This is a genomic window from Sphingobacterium bovisgrunnientis (genome assembly GCF_009829085.1).
GTDB classification, from domain to species: Bacteria; Bacteroidota; Bacteroidia; order Sphingobacteriales; family Sphingobacteriaceae; genus Sphingobacterium; species Sphingobacterium bovisgrunnientis.
In genome coordinates this window covers 28,290-52,669 of record NZ_WUQY01000018.1, presented here as the reverse complement: position 1 = coordinate 52,669, position 24,380 = coordinate 28,290, and the positions used below count along the sequence as shown (strand labels likewise).

The 24,380-nt window shown below is 33.3% G+C and carries 21 protein-coding genes and 1 pseudogene; 8 read left to right on the top strand and 14 right to left on the bottom strand.

Features of this window, described 5'->3' with window-relative positions:
* Positions 1-49 precede the first annotated feature (49 nt).
* Positions 50-628 carry an NUDIX hydrolase gene (locus tag GOQ16_RS10240; protein WP_240141007.1) on the bottom strand — a complete coding sequence of 193 codons (579 nt, stop codon included), beginning with the start codon at positions 626-628 and terminating at the stop codon, positions 50-52.
* Positions 629-650: 22 nt separating this feature from the next.
* On the opposite strand from GOQ16_RS10240, the gene pyrE reads away from it, so the two are divergent.
* Entirely contained in the window at positions 651-1,298 is a 648-nt protein-coding gene (gene pyrE, locus GOQ16_RS10235; protein ID WP_160069184.1) for an orotate phosphoribosyltransferase, read from the top strand.
* Between the two features lie 14 nt (positions 1,299-1,312).
* On the top strand, positions 1,313-1,711 hold the full coding sequence (locus GOQ16_RS10230) for an SRPBCC family protein (protein ID WP_149913751.1): 399 nt from the start codon (positions 1,313-1,315) through the stop codon (positions 1,709-1,711).
* 62 nt (positions 1,712-1,773) lie between these two features.
* Here the strand turns inward: GOQ16_RS10230 and GOQ16_RS10225 are convergent, their stop codons facing one another.
* The 4 genes from GOQ16_RS10225 to GOQ16_RS10210 all read right to left on the bottom strand — a co-directional run bounded on the left by GOQ16_RS10225 (position 1,774) and on the right by GOQ16_RS10210 (position 4,853).
* Positions 1,774-2,682 (bottom strand): transporter family protein, encoded by a 909-nt coding sequence (locus tag GOQ16_RS10225; RefSeq protein ID WP_160069183.1) that lies wholly within the window; start codon positions 2,680-2,682, stop codon positions 1,774-1,776.
* A complete protein-coding gene (locus GOQ16_RS10220) occupies positions 2,679-3,710 on the bottom strand; it encodes a cytochrome-c peroxidase (protein ID WP_160069182.1) in 1,032 nt (343 codons plus the stop codon). Before GOQ16_RS10220 ends, GOQ16_RS10225 begins: the two co-directional genes overlap by 4 nt.
* On the bottom strand, positions 3,700-4,515 hold the full coding sequence (locus GOQ16_RS10215) for an MbnP family protein (RefSeq protein ID WP_160069181.1): 816 nt from the start codon (positions 4,513-4,515) through the stop codon (positions 3,700-3,702). Before GOQ16_RS10215 ends, GOQ16_RS10220 begins: the two co-directional genes overlap by 11 nt.
* Positions 4,516-4,610: 95 nt before the next feature.
* Positions 4,611-4,853, bottom strand: coding sequence for a hypothetical protein (locus tag GOQ16_RS10210; RefSeq protein WP_160069180.1), 243 nt, complete (start codon positions 4,851-4,853; stop codon positions 4,611-4,613).
* A 259-nt stretch (positions 4,854-5,112) separates the two neighbouring features.
* Between GOQ16_RS10210 and GOQ16_RS10205 the strand changes: the two genes are divergently transcribed.
* From GOQ16_RS10205 to GOQ16_RS10185, 5 genes are all read left to right on the top strand, one after another.
* Positions 5,113-5,475, top strand: a complete 363-nt coding sequence (locus GOQ16_RS10205) for a DUF6686 family protein (RefSeq protein ID WP_160069179.1) — start codon at positions 5,113-5,115, stop codon at positions 5,473-5,475.
* A gap of 184 nt (positions 5,476-5,659) precedes the next feature.
* Complete coding sequence (locus GOQ16_RS10200) at positions 5,660-6,187, top strand: ferritin (protein ID WP_149913757.1); 528 nt, start codon at positions 5,660-5,662, stop codon at positions 6,185-6,187.
* 273 nt (positions 6,188-6,460) lie between these two features.
* Positions 6,461-9,067 (top strand): outer membrane beta-barrel protein, encoded by a 2,607-nt coding sequence (locus GOQ16_RS10195; RefSeq protein ID WP_160069178.1) that lies wholly within the window; start codon positions 6,461-6,463, stop codon positions 9,065-9,067.
* 3 nt (positions 9,068-9,070) lie between these two features.
* A complete protein-coding gene (locus GOQ16_RS10190) occupies positions 9,071-10,042 on the top strand; it encodes an NAD(P)H-quinone oxidoreductase (protein ID WP_240141006.1) in 972 nt (323 codons plus the stop codon).
* A gap of 73 nt (positions 10,043-10,115) precedes the next feature.
* Positions 10,116-12,413: a GH92 family glycosyl hydrolase gene (locus tag GOQ16_RS10185; protein ID WP_160069177.1), complete on the top strand. Its 2,298-nt coding sequence runs from the start codon at positions 10,116-10,118 to the stop codon at positions 12,411-12,413.
* A gap of 62 nt (positions 12,414-12,475) precedes the next feature.
* On the opposite strand, the gene GOQ16_RS10180 is transcribed toward GOQ16_RS10185, so the two are convergent.
* The 8 genes and pseudogenes from GOQ16_RS10180 to GOQ16_RS10150 all read right to left on the bottom strand — a co-directional run bounded on the left by GOQ16_RS10180 (position 12,476) and on the right by GOQ16_RS10150 (position 19,975).
* Positions 12,476-13,492 carry an ABC transporter permease gene (locus GOQ16_RS10180; protein WP_240141005.1) on the bottom strand — a complete coding sequence of 339 codons (1,017 nt, stop codon included), beginning with the start codon at positions 13,490-13,492 and terminating at the stop codon, positions 12,476-12,478.
* Positions 13,482-14,414 carry an ABC transporter ATP-binding protein gene (locus tag GOQ16_RS10175; RefSeq protein ID WP_240141004.1) on the bottom strand — a complete coding sequence of 311 codons (933 nt, stop codon included), beginning with the start codon at positions 14,412-14,414 and terminating at the stop codon, positions 13,482-13,484. The genes GOQ16_RS10180 and GOQ16_RS10175 overlap by 11 nt, the downstream gene beginning before the upstream one ends.
* Positions 14,415-14,481: 67 nt before the next feature.
* Entirely contained in the window at positions 14,482-15,315 is an 834-nt protein-coding gene (locus GOQ16_RS10170; protein WP_160069175.1) for a COG1470 family protein, read from the bottom strand.
* 301 nt (positions 15,316-15,616) lie between these two features.
* Positions 15,617-16,306, bottom strand: a complete 690-nt coding sequence (locus GOQ16_RS18450; RefSeq protein ID WP_160069174.1) for an ATP-binding protein — start codon at positions 16,304-16,306, stop codon at positions 15,617-15,619.
* 189 nt (positions 16,307-16,495) lie between these two features.
* A pseudogene (locus tag GOQ16_RS18445) lies at positions 16,496-16,627 on the bottom strand (SusR-related protein); the annotation flags it as partial.
* 10 nt (positions 16,628-16,637) lie between these two features.
* Positions 16,638-17,420 carry a SusR-related protein gene (locus GOQ16_RS10160; RefSeq protein ID WP_160069173.1) on the bottom strand — a complete coding sequence of 261 codons (783 nt, stop codon included), beginning with the start codon at positions 17,418-17,420 and terminating at the stop codon, positions 16,638-16,640.
* Between the two features lie 175 nt (positions 17,421-17,595).
* Positions 17,596-19,248 carry an astroprincin family protein gene (locus GOQ16_RS10155; protein ID WP_160069172.1) on the bottom strand — a complete coding sequence of 551 codons (1,653 nt, stop codon included), beginning with the start codon at positions 19,246-19,248 and terminating at the stop codon, positions 17,596-17,598.
* Between the two features lie 13 nt (positions 19,249-19,261).
* A complete protein-coding gene (locus GOQ16_RS10150; RefSeq protein WP_160069171.1) occupies positions 19,262-19,975 on the bottom strand; it encodes a hypothetical protein in 714 nt (237 codons plus the stop codon).
* Positions 19,976-20,300: 325 nt separating this feature from the next.
* Here GOQ16_RS10150 and GOQ16_RS10145 point away from each other — a divergent pair, with 325 nt between their 5' ends.
* Complete coding sequence (locus GOQ16_RS10145) at positions 20,301-21,254, top strand: family 43 glycosylhydrolase (RefSeq protein WP_438865730.1); 954 nt, start codon at positions 20,301-20,303, stop codon at positions 21,252-21,254.
* A gap of 90 nt (positions 21,255-21,344) precedes the next feature.
* On the opposite strand, the gene GOQ16_RS10140 is transcribed toward GOQ16_RS10145, so the two are convergent.
* Positions 21,345-24,380, bottom strand: coding sequence for an AAA family ATPase (locus GOQ16_RS10140; protein WP_160069169.1), 3,036 nt, complete (start codon positions 24,378-24,380; stop codon positions 21,345-21,347).

Genomic DNA, 24,380 nt, shown 5'->3' with positions numbered 1-24,380 from the left:
AATGATTTAAAAGCGAGAGGAGAGGCCTCTCGCTTCAGTTGTGATGTTATTATATTTTTTCGAGAATATCCAAGATCAAAGGATAGGTATTCTCACGTACTTTTTTCAAATCTTTTTTATTCAACCACACAGCTTCTGTGATATCTTCTTCGGTTTGAGGAATGAGCTCAGGCACTTTATTTACGCCCATATCGTACCATTTCGTTTGTTTTAGCACAAATTTACCGCGCATGATGTAGGTATGGTAGGTAGTTTGAATCTTTTCGCCTAAATAATCCACCTTAATTCCGCATTCTTCTTCTACTTCACGTACTGCAGCCTCACGCATTTTTTCCCCTTCATCAACTTTACCTTTTGGTAAATCCCATTTTCCTAGTCGATGAATAAACAAATAATCACCTTCACCATTACGTACAACGCCTCCAGCAGCATAAATAATTTTCAAGTCTGAAATGATTTTTTTGAAGATAGAATTAATCTCTGGATGTACAAACAAATAGGTAATTTGCTGGTTTTTAGTAGACGTGTTGAAAAGTTTTTCAAGTTCAATTTCTTGTAATCCAATAGTTTGAACATTCTTTTCGATTTTAGGAGCAAAATCTGCTAAAATAAGCAGGCTTTGGTTCATATAAATTTTATAAATTTGTGCCATGAATAATTTAAATGAGGTTGAACAAAAAGTTGCTGAATCCTTATTGCAAATTAAAGCAATAAAATTACAACCTAAAAGTCCTTTTACATGGGCATCGGGTTGGAAGTCTCCAATTTATTGTGATAATCGTATCACACTGTCACATCCAGCTATCCGTACGTATATTCGTCAAAGGTTGGCACAGCTGATTCAAGAAGAGTTTGGATCTGTGGAAATGGTTTCTGGTGTAGCTACAGCAGGCATTCCTCAAGGTGTACTAGTAGCACAAGATTTAGGCTTACCATTTACTTATGTACGCAGTAGTGCAAAAGATCATGGACGTCAAAATTTAATTGAGGGTGAAGTAGTAGAAGGACAACGCGTTGTTGTTATAGAAGATTTAGTCTCTACAGGCAAAAGCTCATTACAAGCGGTACAAGCTTTGCGTGAAGCAGGTTGTAATGTCGTAGGACTGGTTTCTATTTTTACATACGGATTGGATGAAGCGACTAAGAATTTTGCTGACGCAAAGTGTCCAATATTCAGTTTATGTAATTATGATGCACTTATCCAAGTTGCAGTACAAAAAAGTTATGTATTGGATTCTGACGTAGAGTTTTTACAATCTTGGAGAAAAGATCCAGCAAACTGGTCTCCAGCACAATAAAACACATACTAACTATGACTGTTATTCAAAACAATGTTGCGATTAATAAACCTATTAATGAGGTTTATAATTTTTTAAATGATTTAAACAATCATGAGCAATTGATGCCTGAAAATATCTACAATTGGTCTTCGACAGCTGATGAGGCTCGTTTTACGATTAAAAACATGGCAAAATTGGCTTTGAAAATTAGCCAACGTGTGGAGAATAAAGAAATAATTTGTGTTCCCTCAGAAGAAGCTCCATTTGAATTGAAATTAGTGTGGAAGGTGGAAGAGATTTCTGCCACAGAAACGAGTGCTACTTTCATTATTGAAGCACAATTAAACATGATGATGAAAATGATGGCTTCAGGTCCTTTACAAAAATTAGTGGATCATCAAGTGGGCAAATTGAAAGAAATATTAGGATAATTATCATACAATCCAATCCCAAAGAAAAGAGGTTCAAAATAATATTTTGAACCTCTTTCTATTTAAAACGTAAATGTAACGTGTGTCAAGAATTTATTCACGAGTTCAGTTCTTCCATGACTTACGAATTGGCTTAGTGGAGTCTGGTAAGAAAAACCTATTGCAATATTATTAATTGTACTCTCTAAACCTACATTGAGGTTGGTATTGTAACCACCAGTTTGTTCGATTTTAAAACCCATAGTTTGATCTCTAGCTTGGGTATCGTGCTGGATCCCGACATTTGGACGTAATTTAATTTTTTCATTTATCGAAGCATTATAATAAACACTTCCATTTAAGGTCAACTTATTCCCGTATTGATATTCATCGCTATTTCTGGTATTAGCCTTATAACTAACATTAGTATTGAGACCAATATTTTTTATGCTAATATCGTAATTCAGCGATCCTGTAAAATCAAAACTTCCAGTTCCTAATTGATAGATATTAGCAGAATTAGTAGTGATAAACTCATCTTTATTGTATTCACCCGTTGGTAATTTGACTCCTGCACCAAACCAAAGTGTTTGGGTAAATATTTCAGATTTATTCAGTAGGTTATAATACCCACTTAGATTGATATCGCCAAGACCCGATTTGCTGGATTGCTGATCTGTTCCATAACTGTATTTTTGGATTTTACTATAAGGTAGGATAGCCATCACGCGCCAACGAGTACCTAGATTCCAAGCGGACCATAGCTCTGCAGTGTGGTATTTTTCCTTATTTGTCAATGCTGTTTTATTTCCTGAAACGTCTAATTGTGTGTATACCTGATTGAAGTGATAGCGCACACCAACGAAACGCTTATTGAAATTGGGTAATAAGCCGGTGTAATTACTTCCCAAACCACCGCCACAAATTTCGCAAGCTACAGCAGATAATGTGCTCAATATACCCAATAATGCAAAAAGTAAAATTTTTCTCATGGTTGATTAAAAGCTTTATTGTTTACGAATGATTCGTCATTTAATGTATTCAGAAAGGCTAATAGGTCTTGCATTTCATTTGCACGCAATGGAATTCCTTTATTTTGTTTTAGAAGAGGATCTAAATTGTCCGTATGCACGACCTCTTTTGCATAATGATTTAATACTCCCTCAAGCGTGATGATGCGCCCATCGTGCATATAAGGAGCTGTATAATGCAAATTACGTAGGGTCGGAACTTTGAATTTAAGCTTATCTTCCTCACTTGAAGTGATATCATAGCGCCCCAAATCTTTTGCTGGATTAATCCCAAGGCCATTATCACGGAAACTATGATCCGTAAATAAAGGTTCTTGATGGCAAGTGTTACATTTGGATTGAAATATCTGATAGCCACTTGCTTCTTCGGTTGTAAAGGTAGCTTCGTTTCTTTTTACTTTATCATACTTTGAATTGTCCGAAACAAGCATCACCATAAAATGTGAAAGGGCTTTGAACACCTGAGTTGAGGTTATATTTTCGGTGCCGAAAGCCTGCTTGAATAAGATTGGATATTGTGTATGCGCCTGCAATTTTTTTACAACGTTTTCCATATTTTCATCCATCTCAATAGGATTATGAATAGGCACCATTGGTGTCAGATCTAATTGCTGTACACCACCATCCCAAAAAAAGGATGCTGACCAAGCCAAATTTATGAGCGCACTAGAATTTCGAATTCCGAGCTGATCATCAATACCGTGACTCACATCATGACCATGATGCGTAAAAGCATTTTGGCTGATATGACAGCTCGCACAAGAAATTGTGTTATCTCTTGAAAGTATTCCATCGTGAAATAATTTTCTGCCCAACTCAAAGGTCTCTTGAGATAACGGAGTAATAGCAAAACTGTATGTAGGTTCTGGAAAATGCCCTGGCTTAGTAAAGCCTGCAAATTCGATCAGATTTAAATCATCTGCTTTTTTGCAGGCCCAAACAGCCAATAACAGTAAAAGCAATACCAAAAGCTGTTGCTTACTTCTCATGGTTTGCTATTTTCGTAAAGTTGTGCGTATGATCATGGGTAAACATGGTCGCGTAATTGTCTGCGATTTTAGCATGCGGTCCAGAGGTCATCACGATTGGATTGGTCTTGATAGAGATTGTGTTTGGCCCGTCAAAGATTTTACCGATATCCACCATCAAATGTATATCGGATGAAAGATTTTCTTGGACTTGGCTCTTACCTGCTTTTGTAAGATCAAGTTTAATAATTCTGTTATTATTTACCGTAGGTGTGCTGTAACCCCCAAAAAGTCCAATATGATATTTAAAACTGTTGTTTGGATTAGCCGCCTGAGCGGAATTACCTTCTAATTGGAAGTGGATATATCCCGAGTTCCATGACCAATACATTCCATATTTTCCAACATCCAACACGCCAGTACGTTCTTCTGCTGGTAACGTATTCGTAAGACTATCCACACCAAGATTAAACTCTAAACTTTTGTATTCGCCCTGAGGAATTGTCAAAATTGGTTTTTGAGAATTTGCGTCACTTGCATCTATAAGAAAGAATGATTCTTTTTTGGGAATTGTGATGACCTCACCATTCACTTTTGTGAATTTAATATTACTCACATAATATTTAAGCGAGGTAATATTAAACATTTCGTTGCTAGCATTCGAATACAAATAATCATTCAAAACCAACTTCTTGCTGCCTACGATATGATCAAATTTTATTTTAACTAGCCCTGACTTTGTTTCGTCAATTTTAATTTCTTCGTTTTTAGTACAGCCACTCAACAGACCCGCGATGCACACGAATCCCAATAATATTTTTTTCATGAAAATGATAAATTAAGTTTAATAACATACAATCCATATAAATCCACCACTGTGAATTCATATTAATTGAAAATAGAATACGATAATTGATGTTATTAACCGATGAGTGGGGGACGATCCAATGTGTAAATAAAATCTCTCGGATTTAAATTTGAAGTGTATAGACCATATACCTTTTTAAGTATTGGAGTTGACAAGTATATGTCAGATGAAAACAAGTTAGGATTTACAGCTAAACTTTCTTGAAAATTGACCTTAAAGTTTTGTTGTTCGTTTTCTTGTTGGTTTTTCAATTTCTTCATCAGAAAACATTGACCTTGACACGTATTATTCTCCATATTACGCTGCACACACAAGTACTTTTCAATATAATTCTGATTATAATAGAAAGAGGTGCATATCACTAATGTCATGTTGCATTGCAATAACATGATGGGTATTAGGATATATAGCAGCCAGGTTTTCATTGCCCGCAAATCTACAATATCCTATGAAGAAATAAAATTTATTTAATAAAATTAATGAAGTTATTTATTTGGATTAAATCTTAATAAGGATTATATTTGTTCCATCAACAAAAAGGAATAGTAGTAAACGATGATTTGTCCATTAGCTAACGTAGAAGAAGTTTTTAAGACAGGATTTGGAGCAGTGTATCAATGTAGCAGAAAAAACTGTTATTGGTTGGAGTTTCAAAATACCACGACTTCATTTAGCGTAAGTGATTTCTTTTTATTTAAAAAGCGTATTGACAGCATCGATATTGAAAAAATGTTATGTGATTCCTCAAGGACATCAGATTTTGAAATGGTTATGCCATTCCGTACAGAGCGTTGTTTTATACTATCTGTTGAAGACATTTTAAATCTGCGCGAGATTTTGGATGGTTCTAAATTTATGATTGAACTTAACTGCCAAATAAAGACAATATTACGTCGCGGAGCAGTTTTTGCATTCTAGATTTTAATTATACTGATTCCAAACAACTTACATCTTACGAGTCTAATTTAGACTGAATTCGTATAACACTTTTTTTATACAATTCACATCTCTTCATCCTATCTTTGTATTAGTAAATGAGTGGTACAACTATTGCTACTTATAATTGTTAATACAAAAATTGTAACTATTAAACTTTACATATATGAAAGATTTATTGAAATTGAAATCATCTTTGTCTGAAGAGATCGAAAATATATTAAACGCCCAAATCAAAGTCGAAGCACATTCATCAGCTATTTATTTAGCGATGTCAGCATGGTGTGGTGATCAAGGTTTGGACAATGCTGCTAAATTTTTTGCAAAACAATCTGATGAGGAACGTGAGCATATGTTAAAATTATTCAATTACGTAAGCAGCCGTGGCGGTAAAGCAATCTCACCAGAAGTAACAAATATTCCAAATGATTTTGAATCTTTCCGTGGTGTATTTGAACAAGCATTAGAACAAGAAATGTTTGTTACGGAGCAATTTAATAACATTGCGGACAAATGTGCTAAGTCTAAAGACTATGTGACTTTCAACTTTTTAGGTTGGTTCTTATCAGAGCAAGTTGAAGAAGAATTCGTATGTCGTAGAATTTTAGAATTATTTGATGTGATTGGAGAAGAGGGTACAGGTCGTTGGGAAATCGATAGACATTTGGTAAAAGTTTGTTTTGATGGTGAATAATTAATTATCCCAAAGTCAAAAATACGAAAGGAAGATATTGATAAACAATATCTTCCTTTTTTTATACTATAAATTTAACTTTCTCGTTTTATATAAAATTGCCCTTAGCATTTTTTCAATGTATTTTATTTAGTATATTGATAAACGGTATTGATGCATTAAACTGTGTATTTTTTTCTGCGAAACATAATCTTCTTTTTTGCCTTTGTTATATTTTTAACGAGCAATTCTCTATACGCGCAAATTCAATTTAGTGGTACTGTAAAGGATTCTTTGGGAACCCCTATTAAAGATGTTATAGTAAAATTGCATATTGAAAATGATACTTTATTCCGCGTCACTAATTCTCTCGGCAAATATTTATTTAATGATCTAAACGTTAAGCAAATACAGGTAAGTTATAATATGTTAGGCTATCTCAGCAAATCGAAAAGTTTTATACTTAACCTTACTGATCAGAATTTTGTAGCACCAGATGTGATTCTACAAAAAATAAACTACATTATACCCGATGTTTCAGTCACCAGAGTTATCCCAATGGTGATTAATGGTGATACGATTCAGTATAATTTGGGTGCATTCTCATTTCGAAAGCAAACGCTTTTAGAAGATGGATTGAAAAAGATTCCAGGATTTCAGATAACAAGAGATGGTTCTGTATATTTTAATGGCTACCACATTAAAAAAGTCAAAGTAAATAACAATGAGTTTTTTGGAGGTGATATTATTACCGCTACTAAAAATCTTCCTGTTGATTATATCAATAATATACAATTGATCGAACTTAATAATAAAAATGAGGGCGCAGAAACTGGCATAGCCGATTACCAAGAGAAAGAAAAGTTATTAAATATAAATCTAAAAGAAGACCGAAAAATTCTTCACTTCGGACAGATGACAATTGGGTCTGGTACTAATGGTCGTTATTTAGGAAGCTTTGGTCTGAATCGATTTAATGATGGCAATGAGTTATCTCTATTAGGATCATTTAATAATACCAATACAAATTTATTTTCATACGGAGATATTTCAGGAGGGAAAAGAACCAATACTACATTAGATATTGATGAATTCATAGACCCAATTGATGGTATCAATACGACATCTTCTATTGGAATAAATATGGCTAAAAAGATTGGGAAACAATCAAGACTAAATACATCGTATAGCTATATTAAGAAAAACACTTCAATAAGTGGATATTCAGGGCTTAAATCTTCATATATAGGAAACACAATCACAAAAAATGAAAACTACGACGAAGAACAAGAAGACGATAATCACAAATTGAGGTTTTTTTTAGACGGAAAATTATTAAACAAAGATATTGTTAAAGTAGAAGGAAATCTAACTTACAATAAGAAGTCAGTATTTAATAATAAAGAATCTGTTTTAAGTAACTTCCAACAGATAAATAAGGGTACCAATAGAGATTCATCCACGCATAAAATTCCAATTGCTGATATTGATGTCATTTATTCTAAATATTTTGAAAAGAAAGATCGAAAATTGGTAGGTAAATTAAATGCTAAATCATATACCTTAAAAAACAGACAATTTGTTAATGAGGAGTATTCTGTATATAGTAAAGATGTTATTGATTATACGGATGAATTGAATAATCAATTTATTGATCAAAGAAATAAGAATGGATCTACCAATTTATCACTTTCATTTGTTGAACCATTTATGAGTCACAGTGTTTTTGAATTTAGGTATGAGTATGATCATAATAAAATTGATGCACAGCGGTATGTATATAATTGGTTGGATGCTCGGCAATCGAATATTTTAGATTCTTTAACAGTGGATTATGGCTATAAGTTTAACAGCAATAAAGTAGGATTAATCTACCAATTTACACCTAATAAAAGAGTCAAATTCAACCTTGGATTTGCTGTGCAGCCAATTCGAATGAATGGTAAAGTATTGAATGACACATTAGAATATAACTACGAGAATATCAACTTAGTACCTACTACGAACTTTAGCTATAAATTATCATCAAATGTTGATTTTCAAGTAAGCTATAGAGGTAGAAATAATCAGCCTAGTTTTTTTCAGATTGTTCCGGTTTTAAATAATACCAATTCAAGAAATATTATCCTAGGTAATCCAGAGTTAAAATCAGAATTTTCACATGGCTTTGTTACTTCATTGCGGGCGTTTATTCCCACTCGTATGCAATATGTAGAATCAAATTTCTCATATAACTATGTGAAGGATAAAATTGTAACGGATAAAAAGCCACTTGAAAATACAACTATCCAACAAACGACCTTTCGAAATGCAAATGGGTATTACGATTGGAAATGGAATTATGTATTTAATACACCTTTTAATGATGATAATTGGATGTTTGATATGTCCGGTGGTTTTGATTATTATAACAATATTTCATTTATTGAGGATCGGGAAAGGACTACTAAACAATTTATTTTCAATCAATCTGTGCAGTTGAAATACTCTTTAAATGATTTTTTAGAAAGTATGTTTAATGCTAATTATTCACGTAACAAAGCGAGTTATGACATTCCTTTTCGTACAAAAATTAATGTAGAAACTCTTTTCATGGGACTTGGAGCAAAGGGATATGTGAAGGATAATTTTTCGCTTGGCTTTGAAATGTCTCAACGTTATAATGATGGTTATATCAATAAATTCATGAATGTGAATCAGACTATGATGAATGCATTTATGGAGTTGACATTTTTGCACAATAGAACTGCTTTATTGCGCTTGCAAGCCTACGACTTGTTTGATCAGAATACACAGATGGGGATTTATTCTGAATATATTGGTAATGATGTTTTTGAAGAGCGGAAGAACAGATTGGGAAGATATTTTATGTTATCCCTAAATATAAGAATGCAAAAATAAATTATGATGAAGGCTGTTGTGATTAGTGAATTTGGTAATGCTGATGTTTTGCAAGTTCAGGAAAGAGAAGTTCCAAATTTAAGCGAATATGAGGTCTTAGTTAAAGTGAAAGCTGCAGGAATAAACCGTCCAGATGTATTTCAGCGTCAAGGAAAATATCCTGCACCCAACGGAGTATCACAGGATATCCCAGGTTTGGAAGTGGCGGGTATTGTAGAAGATATCGGGGAGAAGGTGAGTGGATTTAATTGTGGACAGCGGGTAATGGCATTAGTTCCAGGTGCTGGCTATGCTGAATATGTTAAAGTACATTACGGTTCTGTCATTCCTTTACCTGATCAGGTAAGTTTTGAAACTGGCGCTACATTGCCAGAAACAGTATTTACAGTTTGGCATAATCTATTTCAACGAGGTAATCTTCAAAAAGGAGAAGCTGCACTTATTCATGGAGGTGCAGGCGGAATTGGATCGACGGCGATTCAATTGGCAAAGTTATTTGGTGCAAAGGTTGTCACTACCGTAAGTACATATGAAAAGTCAGATTTTGTTAAATCATTAGGAGCAGATGTCGTTATCAATTATAATGAACAAGATTTTGAAGAAATTTTAAATTCGAATAAAGTAGATATTGTATTAGATTACATAGGTGGAGATTATTTCAACAAGAATATAAATGTATTAAACGAAGAAGGTAGATTGATTTACATCAATGCAATGGAGGGAGCGAAGGTAGATTTAAATTTATTTAAATTGATGCAAAAAAGATTGACTATCTCTGGCAGCACATTAAGAAATCGATCTGTAGAATTTAAACAAAGTCTGACAGAAGATATTGTAAAGAAAGTTTTACCATTACTTAATGAAGGTAAATTGAAGTCCCAAATATTTAGAAAATTTAGTATTCACGAGGCTTCACAGGCACATTCTTTAATGGAAAGTGGTGATTTCTTAGGTAAGCTAGTTATAGTCTTTTAGATTGCTAAAATAATTTAGCTTTGTCTTTATCGCTATTTTTTTTCATCTTTAACACAATTAAATTATAACCAAGATGAAACCAAAGTTTATTTTAGTAGTAATAACCCTTGTTTCCTTATTTTCTAATTCATTTGCGCAACGGATCACAAATGTTGGAAAACCGTTAGATTATGTCAGTACATTGGTGGGTACACAATCAACCTATTTTCTGTCAAGTGGTAATACATATCCAGCAATTGCAGTTCCTTGGGGAATGAATTTTTGGAGTCCTCAAACAGGAAAAATGGGAGACGGATGGATGTATACCTATACTTCTGAAAAAATCAGGGGAATAAAACAGACACATCAACCTTCGCCATGGATGAATGATTATGGTCAATTCAGTATTATGGCAATGGTGGATAATAAAACATTTGACCAAGACAAGCGGTCAAGTTATTTTTCGCACAAAGCGGAAGTTGCAAAGCCGCATTATTATGCTGTTTATCTAGCAGATTACGATACCAATGTCGAGGTGACGCCGACTGAACGTGCTGCATATTTTCGTTTTTCTTTCCCTAAAACAGACAAAGCTTACGTATTAATTGATGCTTTTGACAAAGGATCTTATGTAGAAGTCATTCCAAAAGAGAACAAAATTATTGGGTATTCAACCAAAAATAGTGGTGGCGTGCCTGATAATTTCAAAAATTATTTTGTTTTAGAATTTAACAAACCATTCCAAGAAGTTTCGACTTTTGCAGATTCAGTTATGCAAGATGGCCGTTATATGGTTAAGTCTGATCATGTCGGCGCAATCTTAGGATTTAAAACTTCAGGCAAACAGGATCCTGTTTTGGTTAAAGTGGCATCATCATTTATTTCTCATGATCAAGCACAATTAAACTTGAGAGAGCTTCATAATCAAACTTTCGATCAAATAAAGAAAAAAGGAGAGGATGTCTGGAACAAGGAATTGGGTAAAATCGAAGTTCAAGGCGGCACAATAGATCAATTGCGTACATTTTATTCATGTTTATACCGTTCTCTATTGTTCCCGCGTATGTTTTACGAATATGACGCGAATAATCAGATCGTACATTATTCCCCGTACAACGGAAAAGTTCTTCCTGGCTATATGTTCACAGACACTGGTTTTTGGGATACTTTTAGAGCCTTGTTCCCATTTTTGAATTTGATGTACCCTGAAGTGAATTTGAAGATACAAGAAGGATTGGCTAATACATATCGTGAAGGAGGATGGTTACCTGAATGGGCAAGTCCTGGCTACCGCAATATCATGGTGGGTAATAATTCAGCTTCCGTAGTGGCGGATGCTTGGATTAAAGGTGTGCGTTCAAAAGATATTGAAACATTATATGAAGGTCTAGTAAAAGGTTCTAAAAATGCAGGTCCGATGACTGCTGTGGGACGTGCAGGTGCAAATTATTACAATGAATTGGGCTACGTACCTTATGATGTCAAAATTCACGAGAATGTAGCGCGAAGTTTAGAATATTCTTATGATGATTTCTCTATACGCCAATTAGCTAAGAGTTTAGGTAAACCTAAAGAAGATTTAGATTTATACGAAAATCGTTCCTACAATTACCAAAAGCTATTTGATAAATCTACAGGTTTAATGCGTGGTAAAAATCAAGATGGTACATTCCAATCTCCTTTTAATCCATTCAAGTGGGGTGATGCTTTCACTGAGGGAAATAGCTGGCACTACAGTTGGTCTGTTTTCCAAGATTTCGCTGGATTAGCAAAATTGATGGGCGGAAATAAAGCTATGGAAACAAAACTTGATTCTGTGTTTATTTTACCTCCAATATTTGATGATAGTTATTATGGATTTCCAATCCATGAGATTCGAGAAATGCAAATTGTAAATATGGGACAATATGCTCACGGTAATCAACCCATACAGCATATGACGTACTTATACAATTATGTAGGTGCGCCGTGGAAATCACAATATTGGGTTAGAGAGACTATGGATAAAATGTACTCTCCAAATCCAGATGGGTACTGTGGTGATGAGGATAATGGACAGACTTCAGCATGGTATGTATTTTCTGCTTTGGGATTTTATCCTGTAACACCTGCTGTAGATGAGTATGTTATCGGATCTCCTTTATTTGATAAGGTAGTCTTGCATTTGGATAATGGCAAAAAGGTAGAGATTCATTCGGCTAATAATTCAGATGAGAACCGATACATTAAATCTTTGCAAGTAAACGGAAAAAATTACAGCAAAAATTACCTTAAACACAGTGAACTGGTTAAAGGTTCGGTATTAAATTTTACAATGGATAAAGTTCCAAATACCTCACGTGGTACCACTGTAGCTGATTTCCCTTATTCAATCAGTACAGAAAAGAAATAATATTTAAACAAAGTAGGCTATCACATTTGATAGCCTTGTTTGTTACATATCATTAATATAAATTAACACCTAATTTCTCTTCGCATAAAGACAAAATAGGATAGAGCGAAACAGATCATCATTCCAGCTGTAATTCCTGTAAGCTGTGGCCAAACAATCATTATACTATCTTTAAACGATAAAGGTGATGGTATAGCTGCGATCATCTGTTCCATGGAAACAGGTCCTAGACTACGGACTGATGGCATGAGAATACTTGTGGTCGCGTCCGTATAAAGTTGACTAGGTGATAGACGCATCAGATTCAATATCAGTTCGTGCCACGCCAGATATTCTTGTTCCGAAATATAATTTGGATTTGGAATGAAAGGTCGTACAACAAAATTGACAACAATAGGAAAGAATATGGTGAAAAATAACCAAACTCCTATCGCGGTCATAGCCGATGTAGCCCCTTGGCGGAAAACTATAGACAAAAATATAGCAACACTTAACCAAAACCCCACATATAAAATGGTCACAGCAATAAAGGCAATTATGCGAACGATTTCTTGTAATTGAATACTGATTCCGGTGGATATAAATCCTGCTCCAATCATGAGCATTACCAAAGCTGTAAGCATTGTACTGACAATAATTAAAGGTGCAAAGAATTTTGCGAGCAATAAATTATCTCTATATAAAGGTTGCGCGACTAGGCGGGTTAATGTCCCGCTATTGTGCTCCGAGTTGATCGCGTCAAATCCTAAAGCTATTCCAAGTAGAGGTGCCAAAAAGTTTAAAAACACATGAACTGGGGGGATGGAATTGTCACTTGATGTAAGCAATTTTAAATATACGAATGCACTATCTGGATCTTGTGCATTATTGATTGTGTCTTTTAATCCCGAAAATGATACAAATAGTGACGCTCCAAAAGTCAATATTATCAAAGCCATTAGGATAATAAATCGCCAACTTCGGATATGTGAAGCAATTTCTTTCTTAATTAAGACTTTCATCGCCAAAGGGATGATTCCCGACTTTTCCTTGCCGCTGTGTGAAACATGACTTTTGAAGATGTTAGTTTTACTTTTCATCTCTTAAATTTTTATTATCAAAATACTTTGCATAGATATCATCCAAGGAGTATCCGTTTCGTTGTACAAAAACGATACTCGCCTCTTGGTAAACCAAAGTTTTTACTGCTTCTGCTGTGATATCTCGATCTGAATAAATACTTAACACATCCTTGTCGAAAGAGATAGACCTGAATCCAGAAATGGACTTTAGAGATTGTTCAAGTTGGATTGCATCAATATTTTTGTCTGCAAGTTGAATGATAGTTTTAAACCCTTCATTAATTTGCAATTTCTCTGCGAGGGTTTCAATAGGTCCATCGACAATCATTTTACCGTCAACAAATATCCCTACACGATCGCATACACGTTGCACTTGATGGAGATGATGAGAAGACATCAGAACAGTAAGGTTTTGATCTTTACTCAATCGTTGAATTAGCTCTAGAAATTCATTCACTCCACTAGGATCGATTCCTAAGGTGGGTTCATCTAAAATAACAACTTTTGGCTTTTTTATTAAAACTTCAGCTAGCCCTAGCCGCTGCTTCATGCCTCGAGAAAATGTTCCCGTTTTATTATTTGCTGCATGATTTAGACCTACGGTATCTAGTAGATCGTGGGCAGATTTAGTGGCCTCTCGGTCATCTATTCCGTTAATGTTTGCTATGAAACATAAATTTTCTAAAGCTGTCATATCAGGATAAAAACCAACATTATCTGGAAGATATCCTACTAATTTTTTTACATCTAAAGGATTTCGTGTTGCATCATAACCACAAACAGTTGCTGTACCACGTGTTGGTTCGGTTAGACCTAACATCATGAGAATACTTGTAGTTTTACCTGCACCATTTGGCCCAAGCAATCCAAATATTTCACCTGGGTGAATATCAAGATTTAGCTTATCAACAGCTTTCTTTGTGCCATAGCACTTACTCAAATCCTTCAGTTGAATGATTGGATTATTCATGTGAAATCTTGTGATTTAATTCTAAATGGTACTTGTACTATCTTCTTCCATATTTTCGGATCAAATAATAAATCAAACCAGCAGCTGCTGCAATGATTAGTATTCCGACCCAACCCGATAGAATTGAAGTTTTGACCATTATACGAAATGTTACCTCCGAAGATCCATTAGTTGATTTGGCAGTTAATTTGGATACATAGTCTCCAGCAATAGTTTTTTCAGGAACTTTCAACGTAACTTTAACATCAGTTTGCTGACCTGGTTGTATTTGTTCGATAGTGGAAGGAGCGAAGCTGGTTTCCCACTTACTTGGTAATTGCGAAGATAGGTCTACATTGTTTAATGGCAATGTACCCGTATTCTTTACAACCAAAAGTAGTTCTTTACTATTTCCAGCGACTATTTCATCAGATAATCTACCCGATGGCGTAGTAAGCTCAATAGCATAGGAGCCGCGTACAGCTGCTTCTAATGCTAAACTTAACGTGTCTGCGTTTGAAATTGCTTGAACAGGAATTTTGTATGTTTCAGGTTTTGTCGTGATCGGACAAGTGATTTCGATACCGATATCTTTTGTCATATTTGGCTCCACTTGAATGGAAGTCACAGTTACACCATCTACACGATACGTTATTTGCCAACCCGCAGGAAGTTTTGTTGACAAGTTATAATTAGTAGTTACAGAGTTTCCATTTGTAAGAAGACCATTATAACGAAAAGTTTCGTTCGTAGCAGCTTCTACATTAAGTAATCGCGCTGTAAAAGTACTTTTGCTATTTGCAGTGTTTTGAGCAAAAGCTAATGATAAATAAAGAAATAAGCCATTAAATAGAAGTAGGCACTTTTTGAAGTTTAATAATTGTTTTAACATAATCTAAATACTAAAATTTATAATTAAATGAATGATAGCTTTCAAAGAATGTTTATCAGCTGCATTGGCTAATATTTATTAAAAATTTGCGCCAAAATAATAATCAAAAATGTATTTGTCAATATCAAATTGCCAAAATTTAGAAGTTTAAAATATAAAGAATGAAATGACTTTATATTTGTGTTTTAGGTAAGTCTTAACAGTCGTAACTTGGTTAATTTTTACCAGCTGTGCGCAAGAATGAAATTAATATAAATAGACTGTGATTTTAGTCGTAAACAATTATTGCTATAAGCTAATTTTATGATTTTGGTAATTCTATAATGAAAATAGTACCTTGATCAGCATTGTTTTCAATCCAAATTTTGCCTTTGTGTTGGTCGATGATTTGTTTACAAATATACAAGCCCAATCCAAACGATTCTTCTCCAAGAGTACCTTCGCGCCTAATGTTGGGATTGAGATCAAATAATTTGGATCTAAATTCTTCTGGAATACCAATTCCATTGTCAGCTATTCTTATTTGGATAGTGTGTTGATCTTTATCTAATAGCATTATTTCAATATTGCTGTTACGTGAACTGAATTTAATAGCATTATTCAGAATATTGTCTAAAACACGACGTATTTTTTCTTTATTAATTGCGATGTTAATTGGTGTCAGATTAGTCTTTAGTAATTGACTTTTTTCATTTGCTTTATATTGCAATAGTGTTACCGATTCCAAAATGAGTTTGTCTAAAACTGTTTCAGATTTTACAAGAGCATCACGATCTGTTTTAATATTTAGTAAGTCTGAAATTGTTATCAATGCATCTTTATTAGATTCATCCATTAATTCAAGCATTTTTTTTTCATCCGAACTCAAATGTGGGTTATGGATTAAAATTTCACATAAATTGATAGATCCCGCAATAGCGCCTCTCAAGTCGTGTGCTAATACTTTTAATATCCATGAATTTTCTCTTTGACTTCTCTCGAGTTCTAGCAATAGATTTTGAAGCTCTGTATTTTTTGATGAAATCTTTTGATTCAGAGATTTTAGTTTAGTCCTACTGTAAAAAAACCAAATGATAATAAAAATTAAAAGCAATGAAACGATCACAAAAGTCATAATCTTTCTTTCAGTATTTAAAATTTTCTGGGCGGTAACTTGCGTAAGTATAGAGGTAATTTCTAACTTATGGAGCTTAGATCCAAAGAAATTCGCATTATCTAATCCTTCTTGTAATACAAAATAAGCATCATTAATATTCCCTTTCTTATAAAAATTTTCACCGAGTTTTAATATTGCTGCTGTCTCCTTAGTTGAATTTCTAACATCAAAAAATTGCTGCTAAAAGCAAAAAATGATTTGCACGTTCGTCACCCTCGTATATAAAATTATACATGAATGCAAGTCTCGCTGCACGTAGTGGATTTTCTTGCTGGTAAGCATTCAGAAAATTCATGTAATATTTATAGTTAGTATCCTTATGTGTATATACGCTATCAGGAAATAAATGTAAAAGTTCTAAATCGTAAGTGCTTGGATTTGCATACACTTTGGCAGAATCACGATATGCGATTTCTTTAATTCGGTAATTAGGACTATAATAAGTGTCATCCAATGAAAACTGTAAAGCCCAATTTAGCCAGTATAATAAATGATAATATTCATATTTATTATGATTTGAATCATTTGTAATATTGATGGAATCTAAACAATTAGAAGCTTCCTTGAATGCACCAGATGAAATCAAAATTTGACCCAATTTTATACGAGCTCCATTCATCTTGGTCGGGTCATTAGTTTGACTAGCTAAGCTGATAAGTTTATTTGCTAATACAATTGCTGAATCTCTTTTATAAACTATATATTCATCAAGAAGACTTTCTGTTATTTTATATCTTTCTGAAAGAGGAAGATTTTGAGATAAAGAATATTTTGATTTTAATTTCTGAATTCTAGCTTCTTTTATTCGATCATAATTATTCTTGTTCTTAATTTCAGATTTTAATACCAATAATAAGCTATCTGTAGTAGATTCTCCAAATATCGGATCAATCTTTATCAGTAAATTAAAAAATAATATGATAATATATATATACTTATTTCTTACCAAGGTAGCGTGTTTTTAAGTCTATAATATTCTATATATAAATATATCAAACAATTGGCATAAATGACACTAGCAATAAAAATATCCTAATAATATATTCAATTTGTATAATTGAACTTAAAATAACAAAGCCCTTATGTTTTTTACATAAGGGCTTTGTGTAATTTATAATTTTGAACTAGTTACAATTTGGAATTACAAATTCAGCTTTCAATGTAGCTGTATTAGTGCCAGAATTGTATGTTACATTACCAGTCAATCCATTTTGAGCCGGTAATTTTGTGTCTGATTTATTAAAATTGAATTCGGACGATTTCTTCTTGCCATCAAAAGAAACTTCTAAAAAGTATTTAGTGTTATTTATTAATTTTAGCTCCCCTTTACCGTTCGTAACTCTGACAGATTGTACAAACTCCTTTTGTCCTTGAGTATTTATTTTATATAAAGGGATGTTAGAACTAGGAAGTACTTGTGCTTTTTTAGAAGGACATTTACCAATTAGATCCAAGACTACATTTACAATATCATCTGATGAAGCATTCAAAGTGATTGCAACACCTTGGTTTGAACATGGATTGAAGAATGCTGACTCAGCTGCTTTTTGTCCTGTCGCTTTATCGTACACTTCTGCTTTAACAGAGTAGTTGGGCATATTAGTTAACGTTATCGTATTAGCGCCTGATTTCATAGTGTATGTTAAATCTTCTGCAGTAGATACAGGTTGACCACTTTGATTAACGATTCTTAAACCAAATTGTCTGTTAGCAGCAGCAGCATTAGCGTTTATTGTTAGTCGAGTATCTTGGGTACAATTTTGCGTAAAGAAATTTAAACTCCAATATGATAAATGTGGTACATCAAACGAAGCCATTAACTTACCGTTGTTTGTTGCGACTGTAGACATTCCTTCTCTTTGCCACACACCTTTGCTCTCATCTAAACTCCAAACAGGAATTTGATCTCCAGCTTTTATAGCAACACCTGTTGTTGGATTGATTATCTGGCTGCTTAATTCCATATCAATTTTCAAAGGTTTAGAAAATTTCTTTACCGCCTGATTGCCCACTTTCATGTCAATAGCAACAAATCCTGCGGTCACAAATGAACCTGCATTTATTTTACTACCATTAGCATCCACTAAGTTTTGTGCAGACAAACCTCCAGGGAATGCTTCTAATGCCTTAGGCGATGAAGCGCTGTATTGCACAATATTACTTGTTAGCGTACCACCTGATATAGGCGCACCTGATTCTGTTAAAAATTGTGTTCCTGTTTGTAATACAATATTTGTTTGCTCTGGTTTTGTTGCACTACTAGGTAAAGTTATAGTTTTTGTGGCAGTAGTTGCACCAGCAGCTAGTGTGGTATTATTTGCAACAACCGCAGCTGTTCCTTCAGGAAGATTTCTATATTGAACCATTCTAACCACAAATACAGAAACTGAATCATGATCTAGAGTAATTGTTTGCGAAATTGGGACATAGCCTGTTAACTCTCCACTAATGTGAAATTGTATTGGATTTGCTTTAGTAGGTTTTACCCCATCTTCTAATACTAAACTTAATATTCCCCCAACAACTTTAAAGTCTTTTTTACCAAGATCATTCATAACCTTGCCTGCATCTTGACCAGATATAGTGACATTAAAATCCCCAACAGGAGTTGGGTTTAGTTCATTCGCATTAATAAAAACAACACCAGTAGGTGAGTTACCGTATAGGTCTCCATCGGTAATAATTTCTATTCCATTAAATGGATTTTTACACGTATAAAAGGTTGCTGATATAATTGCTATCAGCGCTATTAATATATATTTAGTTGAAATTTTCATTTTATTGAGGTGATTAGTTTGCTATTTTAAAGTTAAGATTCACTTGTAAAGTAGGCATCCAACGAAAAGTCGATAAATTATTTTCTAATATAGATTCTTGTTGTTTATTAGGTGCTAACATTTTGGTCGCATCAATAGTAACCTTAGCGGGACTCATATAATAAGAACCTAAATCGACATTTATGCCAAAACGTTTACTAGGTGTACTTTTTCCAAGTCCCAAACCAATATATGGTGCAAAACCATTGTATCTTACATTTGCTTTTAAATCACCAATTTGCTCTGGAGTTATGCTTAGGCTTCCAAAATCCATTCCTTTGGAAGGCTTTAAATAACCATCCACTCCAGTGTTGTTAATAATTGCCCCACCAACAACTAATCTCAACATCGAAAGAACGCTATATTCTCCAAGTACTCCAATTTGACTCACACTTCCTTTGACATAGCGTATATCATCTTTGAAATCGCCCAAAGCGGCAATATTTATATCGCGCCCTTTCAAAGGATTATTTACAGTACGGGCAAAATAAGTTCCATTCAATCGAACTGCTAATTTTTCAAGGAATTGATAACGTACTCCTGCACCAAATCCATTCGTTCCTCCTTGCAATTGCACACTTAGTTTATTAGTTTGAAATCCTGATGGCATGGAGAGAGAATCCGTTTGCGCCATCAAACAACCCGTTGCCATGACTTGGCAACAGATTAAAAGAAATTTGTTTTTCATTTTCTGTAGGTTAATGTAGTAATAAGGCAAATATATCAATATTGTATTGTAAAATACAATTAAATATTTTATTAAATTAATTTGATATTATTATTTAATTTAAAAACAGGTCTGATTACACTATGGTTAATAATAAAAAATTATTTAAACATAATAAGGTCAATTTTTTCTCTTGTCATTGAGAAAAAGTGATTTCCAACATTAGGAAAATTTTTAATAATATGTTTAATTAGTGTAAACTTAAAGCCAGATACCTAAACGAAAAAACATGTATACCTTGAAAAATATTAATCGCCTAAAATTTTTCTTTTTATTATTATTTACAATTGGACTTTATAATAAAACATTTTGTCAGTCCATAGTAGAGTTAAGTGTACATGATCCTGTTATGATTAAGTGTATGGACAAGTATTATCTGTTTCATACAGGAAATGGAATTCCCGTATCATCGTCGAAAGATCTGGTCAATTGGAAAAGAGAGAAGTCTGTATTTTCTACTCCACCATCATGGGCAGTTGAAAAAGTACCATCTTTCAAAGGACATATTTGGGCTCCAGATATTACTTTCTATAAAGGAAAATATTATTTGTATTATAGCATATCTGCATTTGGTAAAAATACATCATGCATTGGTGTAACTACTAATTTGACCTTGGATTCTTCTGATCCTAGTTATAATTGGACGGATCACGGACTAGTTATTGAATCTATTCCTGGTAATACGAATTGGAATGCAATAGATCCTAATTTTATTATAGATGAAAACGGTAATCCTTTTTTGAGTTTTGGCTCTTTTTGGGATGGTATAAAGCTGGTTAAATTAAATAAAGAAGGTTTACTCACCGACCAAGATTTAACAAAAATTCCCACAATTGCTAGGCGTCATGATCGATTCGACGATAAAATTTCTGTAAGTGCTGGAGATAATGCAATCGAAGCACCTTTCATTTATAAGTATAATGATTATTATTATTTGTTTGTCTCTTTAGATTACTGTTGTAGAGGTGTGAATAGCACTTACAAAATTTCAGTTGGTCGATCCAAGAATCTTAATGGCCCATATATCGACAATTTTGGAGTAGATATGGCAAAAGGAGGAGGGATGATCGTGTTGGAAGGAAACCATGATTGGCATGGAGTTGGACACAACGCTATTATAAAAATAGATGCGGAAGAACACTTGGTATTTCATGGATATGATGCGAATGATCACGGAAGATCAAAACTTTTAATCAAAAAAATTCATTGGAATAAGGACGGATGGCCAACTGTTAATTGATATGAAATGCCATTTAATACATTATAGCACACAATCTTCATATTAGATGAGGGTGTAAATTAAATTGTGTGCTATTCAAAGTATTCTTGCTTAATTTATTACAACTTGACTTCCTTTTTCTATATCTTTCACTACAGTGATTGAACGTGGCATACGCTCTTTTAGCTCTTCGACATGTGATATTATACCAACTACACGGTTTTCTTGATGTAAATATTGCAATGTATCAAATACAGTATTGATACTTTCTGAGTCTTGCGTTCCAAAACCTTCATCTATGAAGAAGAAATTTTTATCCGCCTTATTGAGCGACTGAATGTTTTCTGCCAATGCAAGAGCAAGACAAAGCGAAGCTTGAAAAGCTTGACCTCCTGATAGTGTTTTTGCAGATCGTCTACGACCATCATTCAAATAATCGATTATTTCAAACTCATTATTTTCATTGATTACTAAACTTAATTGATTTTTTGTTAAACGATGGAAACGTTGATTTGCAATCTCACACAATCGGTGTAAATGTATGCTTGAAACATAATTCACAAAACCATTTCCTTTAAACATATTATCTAATGTTTTTAGATTATCTTTTCGAGTTTCAAGTTTTTGATAAGCTAATAATAGTTCTTGTTTCTTAGAAAATTCTATTGTTAATCGTTCTAGATCATCTTTCAAAGCACCGTACAATCCTATTTGAACTTCTAATTCTTGTTTCTTAATACCAATAAGATCCGTTACTTGATTAAATATTTCATCAGAATAATTATCTTCTTGTGTTCTGCTTTTTAAATCTACAATTCGATTTTCTAATGTAGAGTAGGCTAAATAAAAATCATTAATAATTTTTCTAGATTCAGCGATATTTAATTTTTTATCCAATACTGTTTTTACAGTAGAAATATCTGGATAATTGAATTCGACTAACAATTTATGAAGGAAATTTTGTGTTTCCTTTAGCTGAGAAGTATATAAGATATACTGTTCTTGTGCTTCCGTGTAGGCACCTTTTATTTGAGCATATTGGGTTCTCTGTTCTAATAGTTGTGTGTTATAATTTTGATATTGTTCGTTTATTTTAAGAATATGCTCTGTATTCTTATTAACGAGATCTATCAAACCATGCTCGTCTAAATGCGCCAAATGATTAACATCAATCACTTGAATTTGTTGTAGATTTTGAATTATATTCGCTTCTAATGCATAGATCTCGCTTTGGTATTTATTTAGTTTATTTTCTGCATTTTGAATAGTATTCTTTGTCGTTGTCAAAAGGTCCCGCTTGCTTTTGAGTTTACTATCAAGTTGCGTCAACTGCTCTTCAATTTTAAATACTTCAATCTTTTTCTCTTCAAAAACAGCTTTATTGTCCTTATCATATTCAGACCATTTAAAATTATTTTGGTGATCAATTAACTGCTTACCAATATTCAAAATATCTATTTGATATTTTTGTAATTCCAGTTCTTTGTCTGCGATCATTCGATTCACTACCTGCAATTCTGATTTTTTCTTATTCAAATTCTCTTTTTTAGTTTGGAGAGCTTCTTTTTCGAAAGCCAAATTCGAAAATTCATCGTCCAAGACTTGAATCTGCATAGGGAATGGATGATCTTTGGAGCCGCAAAGTGGACAAGGCTCACCTTCATGCAAACTATGAATATACTGGGATAGTTCTTGTTTAAGGCGGATATCACTTTCACGAATGTTTAACTGATTATCTTTGTTCGCTAATTCGCTAAGCTTACTTTCAAGATCCTCCTGCCAAGTTGACTCGTTGAAACCTAATTCATAGAATTTACTTTTCAATTCTTTAATTTGATCATGCAAATTATGAATACGCTGGTTTTCATCATTTAAATCTTTTGAAATTTGCTCCTGTTTTTGATACCAGGCATCGATTGTCAAAAGATCTATAGAATTAATTCGTGAAGATTTTATACGATCAATTTCTTGTTCTTTTAGTACTATTGACGCGGTTAATTGCTCTTCGATCTTTTTTTGCTCAGCTAAAAATTCATTACCCTTTTCTATATTTTTCTCTTTTTCAGATTTAGCTTTTTTAGATGTTAAATTCTGGATTAATTTGTTTAGATCTTGAATCTCCGCTTTTTTATTATCAAGATTTTCAAATTGAGGTTTAAGTTGTTCTAATGTGTGTTCAATTACGATTAATGTAGTTTTAATTGAATCTTTTGATTCTTTTAATTTCTCAATTTTCGTCAATAAAGTTTTTTTATTGGACGTAATATTTTCGAAATTATTTATATGCTCTCTAAAATTAGTTGAAACTAATTCAAATTCATTGATTTCATTTTCAACCTTTTGAATCGCAGTTTTCTTCGTCTCTAAGAGATTTAATTCTTCCAATTTCTCAGCTAAATCTTGACGAATTTGTTTAGCTGTTTGAAGCGATTTATATTGTATATCTAATTGTTCAAATTCTTTTTTAAGCTCGATAAGATTTTTTTCTAATTCTAAAAACTGTGATTTTTTTTCTTCTATTACATCGTTATTAACTTCTTCAAAACCACTCAAAACACCTTTTAAATGTTCAATCTTTTTGTTTGTGTGAGACAACATAATTGAAGTTTTAGGGCCTAAATCGTATTGATTTAGAAAGAAAATCTCCTTCATCATTTCTGAACGATCTTTACCTTTCAGTTCTAGGAATTCCTTAAATTGTCCTTGGGGTATTATTATGGTTCGCCTAAAGTTTGAGTAGGATAGATTCGTGATTAAAGCTCCATCATTGGATGGTAAAGGAATCCAATTACCATCAATCCATTCATAAGCATCTCTAGTGTTATCAGTAATGTCTTGAAAGTTTTTACGACGTCTCCATCTTGCAATAAAACGAAATTTCCGTCCCTGAAAATTTAAAAACTGAAAATCAATAATGACATTTGTTGATTTCAGATTCATCATATTATAGGCTCGTTTCTCTTTGCTATTTAGACGTTCCGTCTCACCGTATAGTGCATAACCAATAGCTTCTAGTATAGAAGATTTGCCAGAACCAACTGCACCGAATATTCCAAAAAGACCAGCCTCTGTTAATGTCGTAAAATCTATTTCCTGTTTATCCTGATACGAATAGAGCCCCTCAAGACTTAAATACAACGGTAGCAT

Bases quoted from the DNA above. Each gene is read 5' to 3' on its own strand.
- GOQ16_RS10185 (WP_160069177.1), top strand. From the start codon at position 10,116: ATGAAACCAAAGTTTATTTTAGTAGTAATAACCCTTGTTTCCTTATTT.
- GOQ16_RS10155 (WP_160069172.1), bottom strand. From the start codon at position 19,248: ATGAAAATTTCAACTAAATATATATTAATAGCGCTGATAGCAATTATA.
- pyrE (WP_160069184.1), top strand. From the start codon at position 651: ATGAATAATTTAAATGAGGTTGAACAAAAAGTTGCTGAATCCTTATTG.
- GOQ16_RS10205 (WP_160069179.1), top strand. From the start codon at position 5,113: ATGATTTGTCCATTAGCTAACGTAGAAGAAGTTTTTAAGACAGGATTT.
- GOQ16_RS10180 (WP_240141005.1), bottom strand. From the start codon at position 13,492: ATGAAAAGTAAAACTAACATCTTCAAAAGTCATGTTTCACACAGCGGC.
- GOQ16_RS10190 (WP_240141006.1), top strand. From the start codon at position 9,071: ATGATGAAGGCTGTTGTGATTAGTGAATTTGGTAATGCTGATGTTTTG.
- GOQ16_RS10150 (WP_160069171.1), bottom strand. From the start codon at position 19,975: ATGAAAAACAAATTTCTTTTAATCTGTTGCCAAGTCATGGCAACGGGT.
- GOQ16_RS10170 (WP_160069175.1), bottom strand. From the start codon at position 15,315: ATGTTAAAACAATTATTAAACTTCAAAAAGTGCCTACTTCTATTTAAT.
- GOQ16_RS10225 (WP_160069183.1), bottom strand. From the start codon at position 2,682: ATGAGAAAAATTTTACTTTTTGCATTATTGGGTATATTGAGCACATTA.
- GOQ16_RS10210 (WP_160069180.1), bottom strand. From the start codon at position 4,853: ATGGAGAATAATACGTGTCAAGGTCAATGTTTTCTGATGAAGAAATTG.
- GOQ16_RS10220 (WP_160069182.1), bottom strand. From the start codon at position 3,710: ATGAGAAGTAAGCAACAGCTTTTGGTATTGCTTTTACTGTTATTGGCT.
- GOQ16_RS10240 (WP_240141007.1), bottom strand. From the start codon at position 628: ATGAACCAAAGCCTGCTTATTTTAGCAGATTTTGCTCCTAAAATCGAA.
- GOQ16_RS10140 (WP_160069169.1), bottom strand. From the start codon at position 24,380: ATGCTACCGTTGTATTTAAGTCTTGAGGGGCTCTATTCGTATCAGGAT.
- GOQ16_RS10215 (WP_160069181.1), bottom strand. From the start codon at position 4,515: ATGAAAAAAATATTATTGGGATTCGTGTGCATCGCGGGTCTGTTGAGT.
- GOQ16_RS10230 (WP_149913751.1), top strand. From the start codon at position 1,313: ATGACTGTTATTCAAAACAATGTTGCGATTAATAAACCTATTAATGAG.
- GOQ16_RS10200 (WP_149913757.1), top strand. From the start codon at position 5,660: ATGAAAGATTTATTGAAATTGAAATCATCTTTGTCTGAAGAGATCGAA.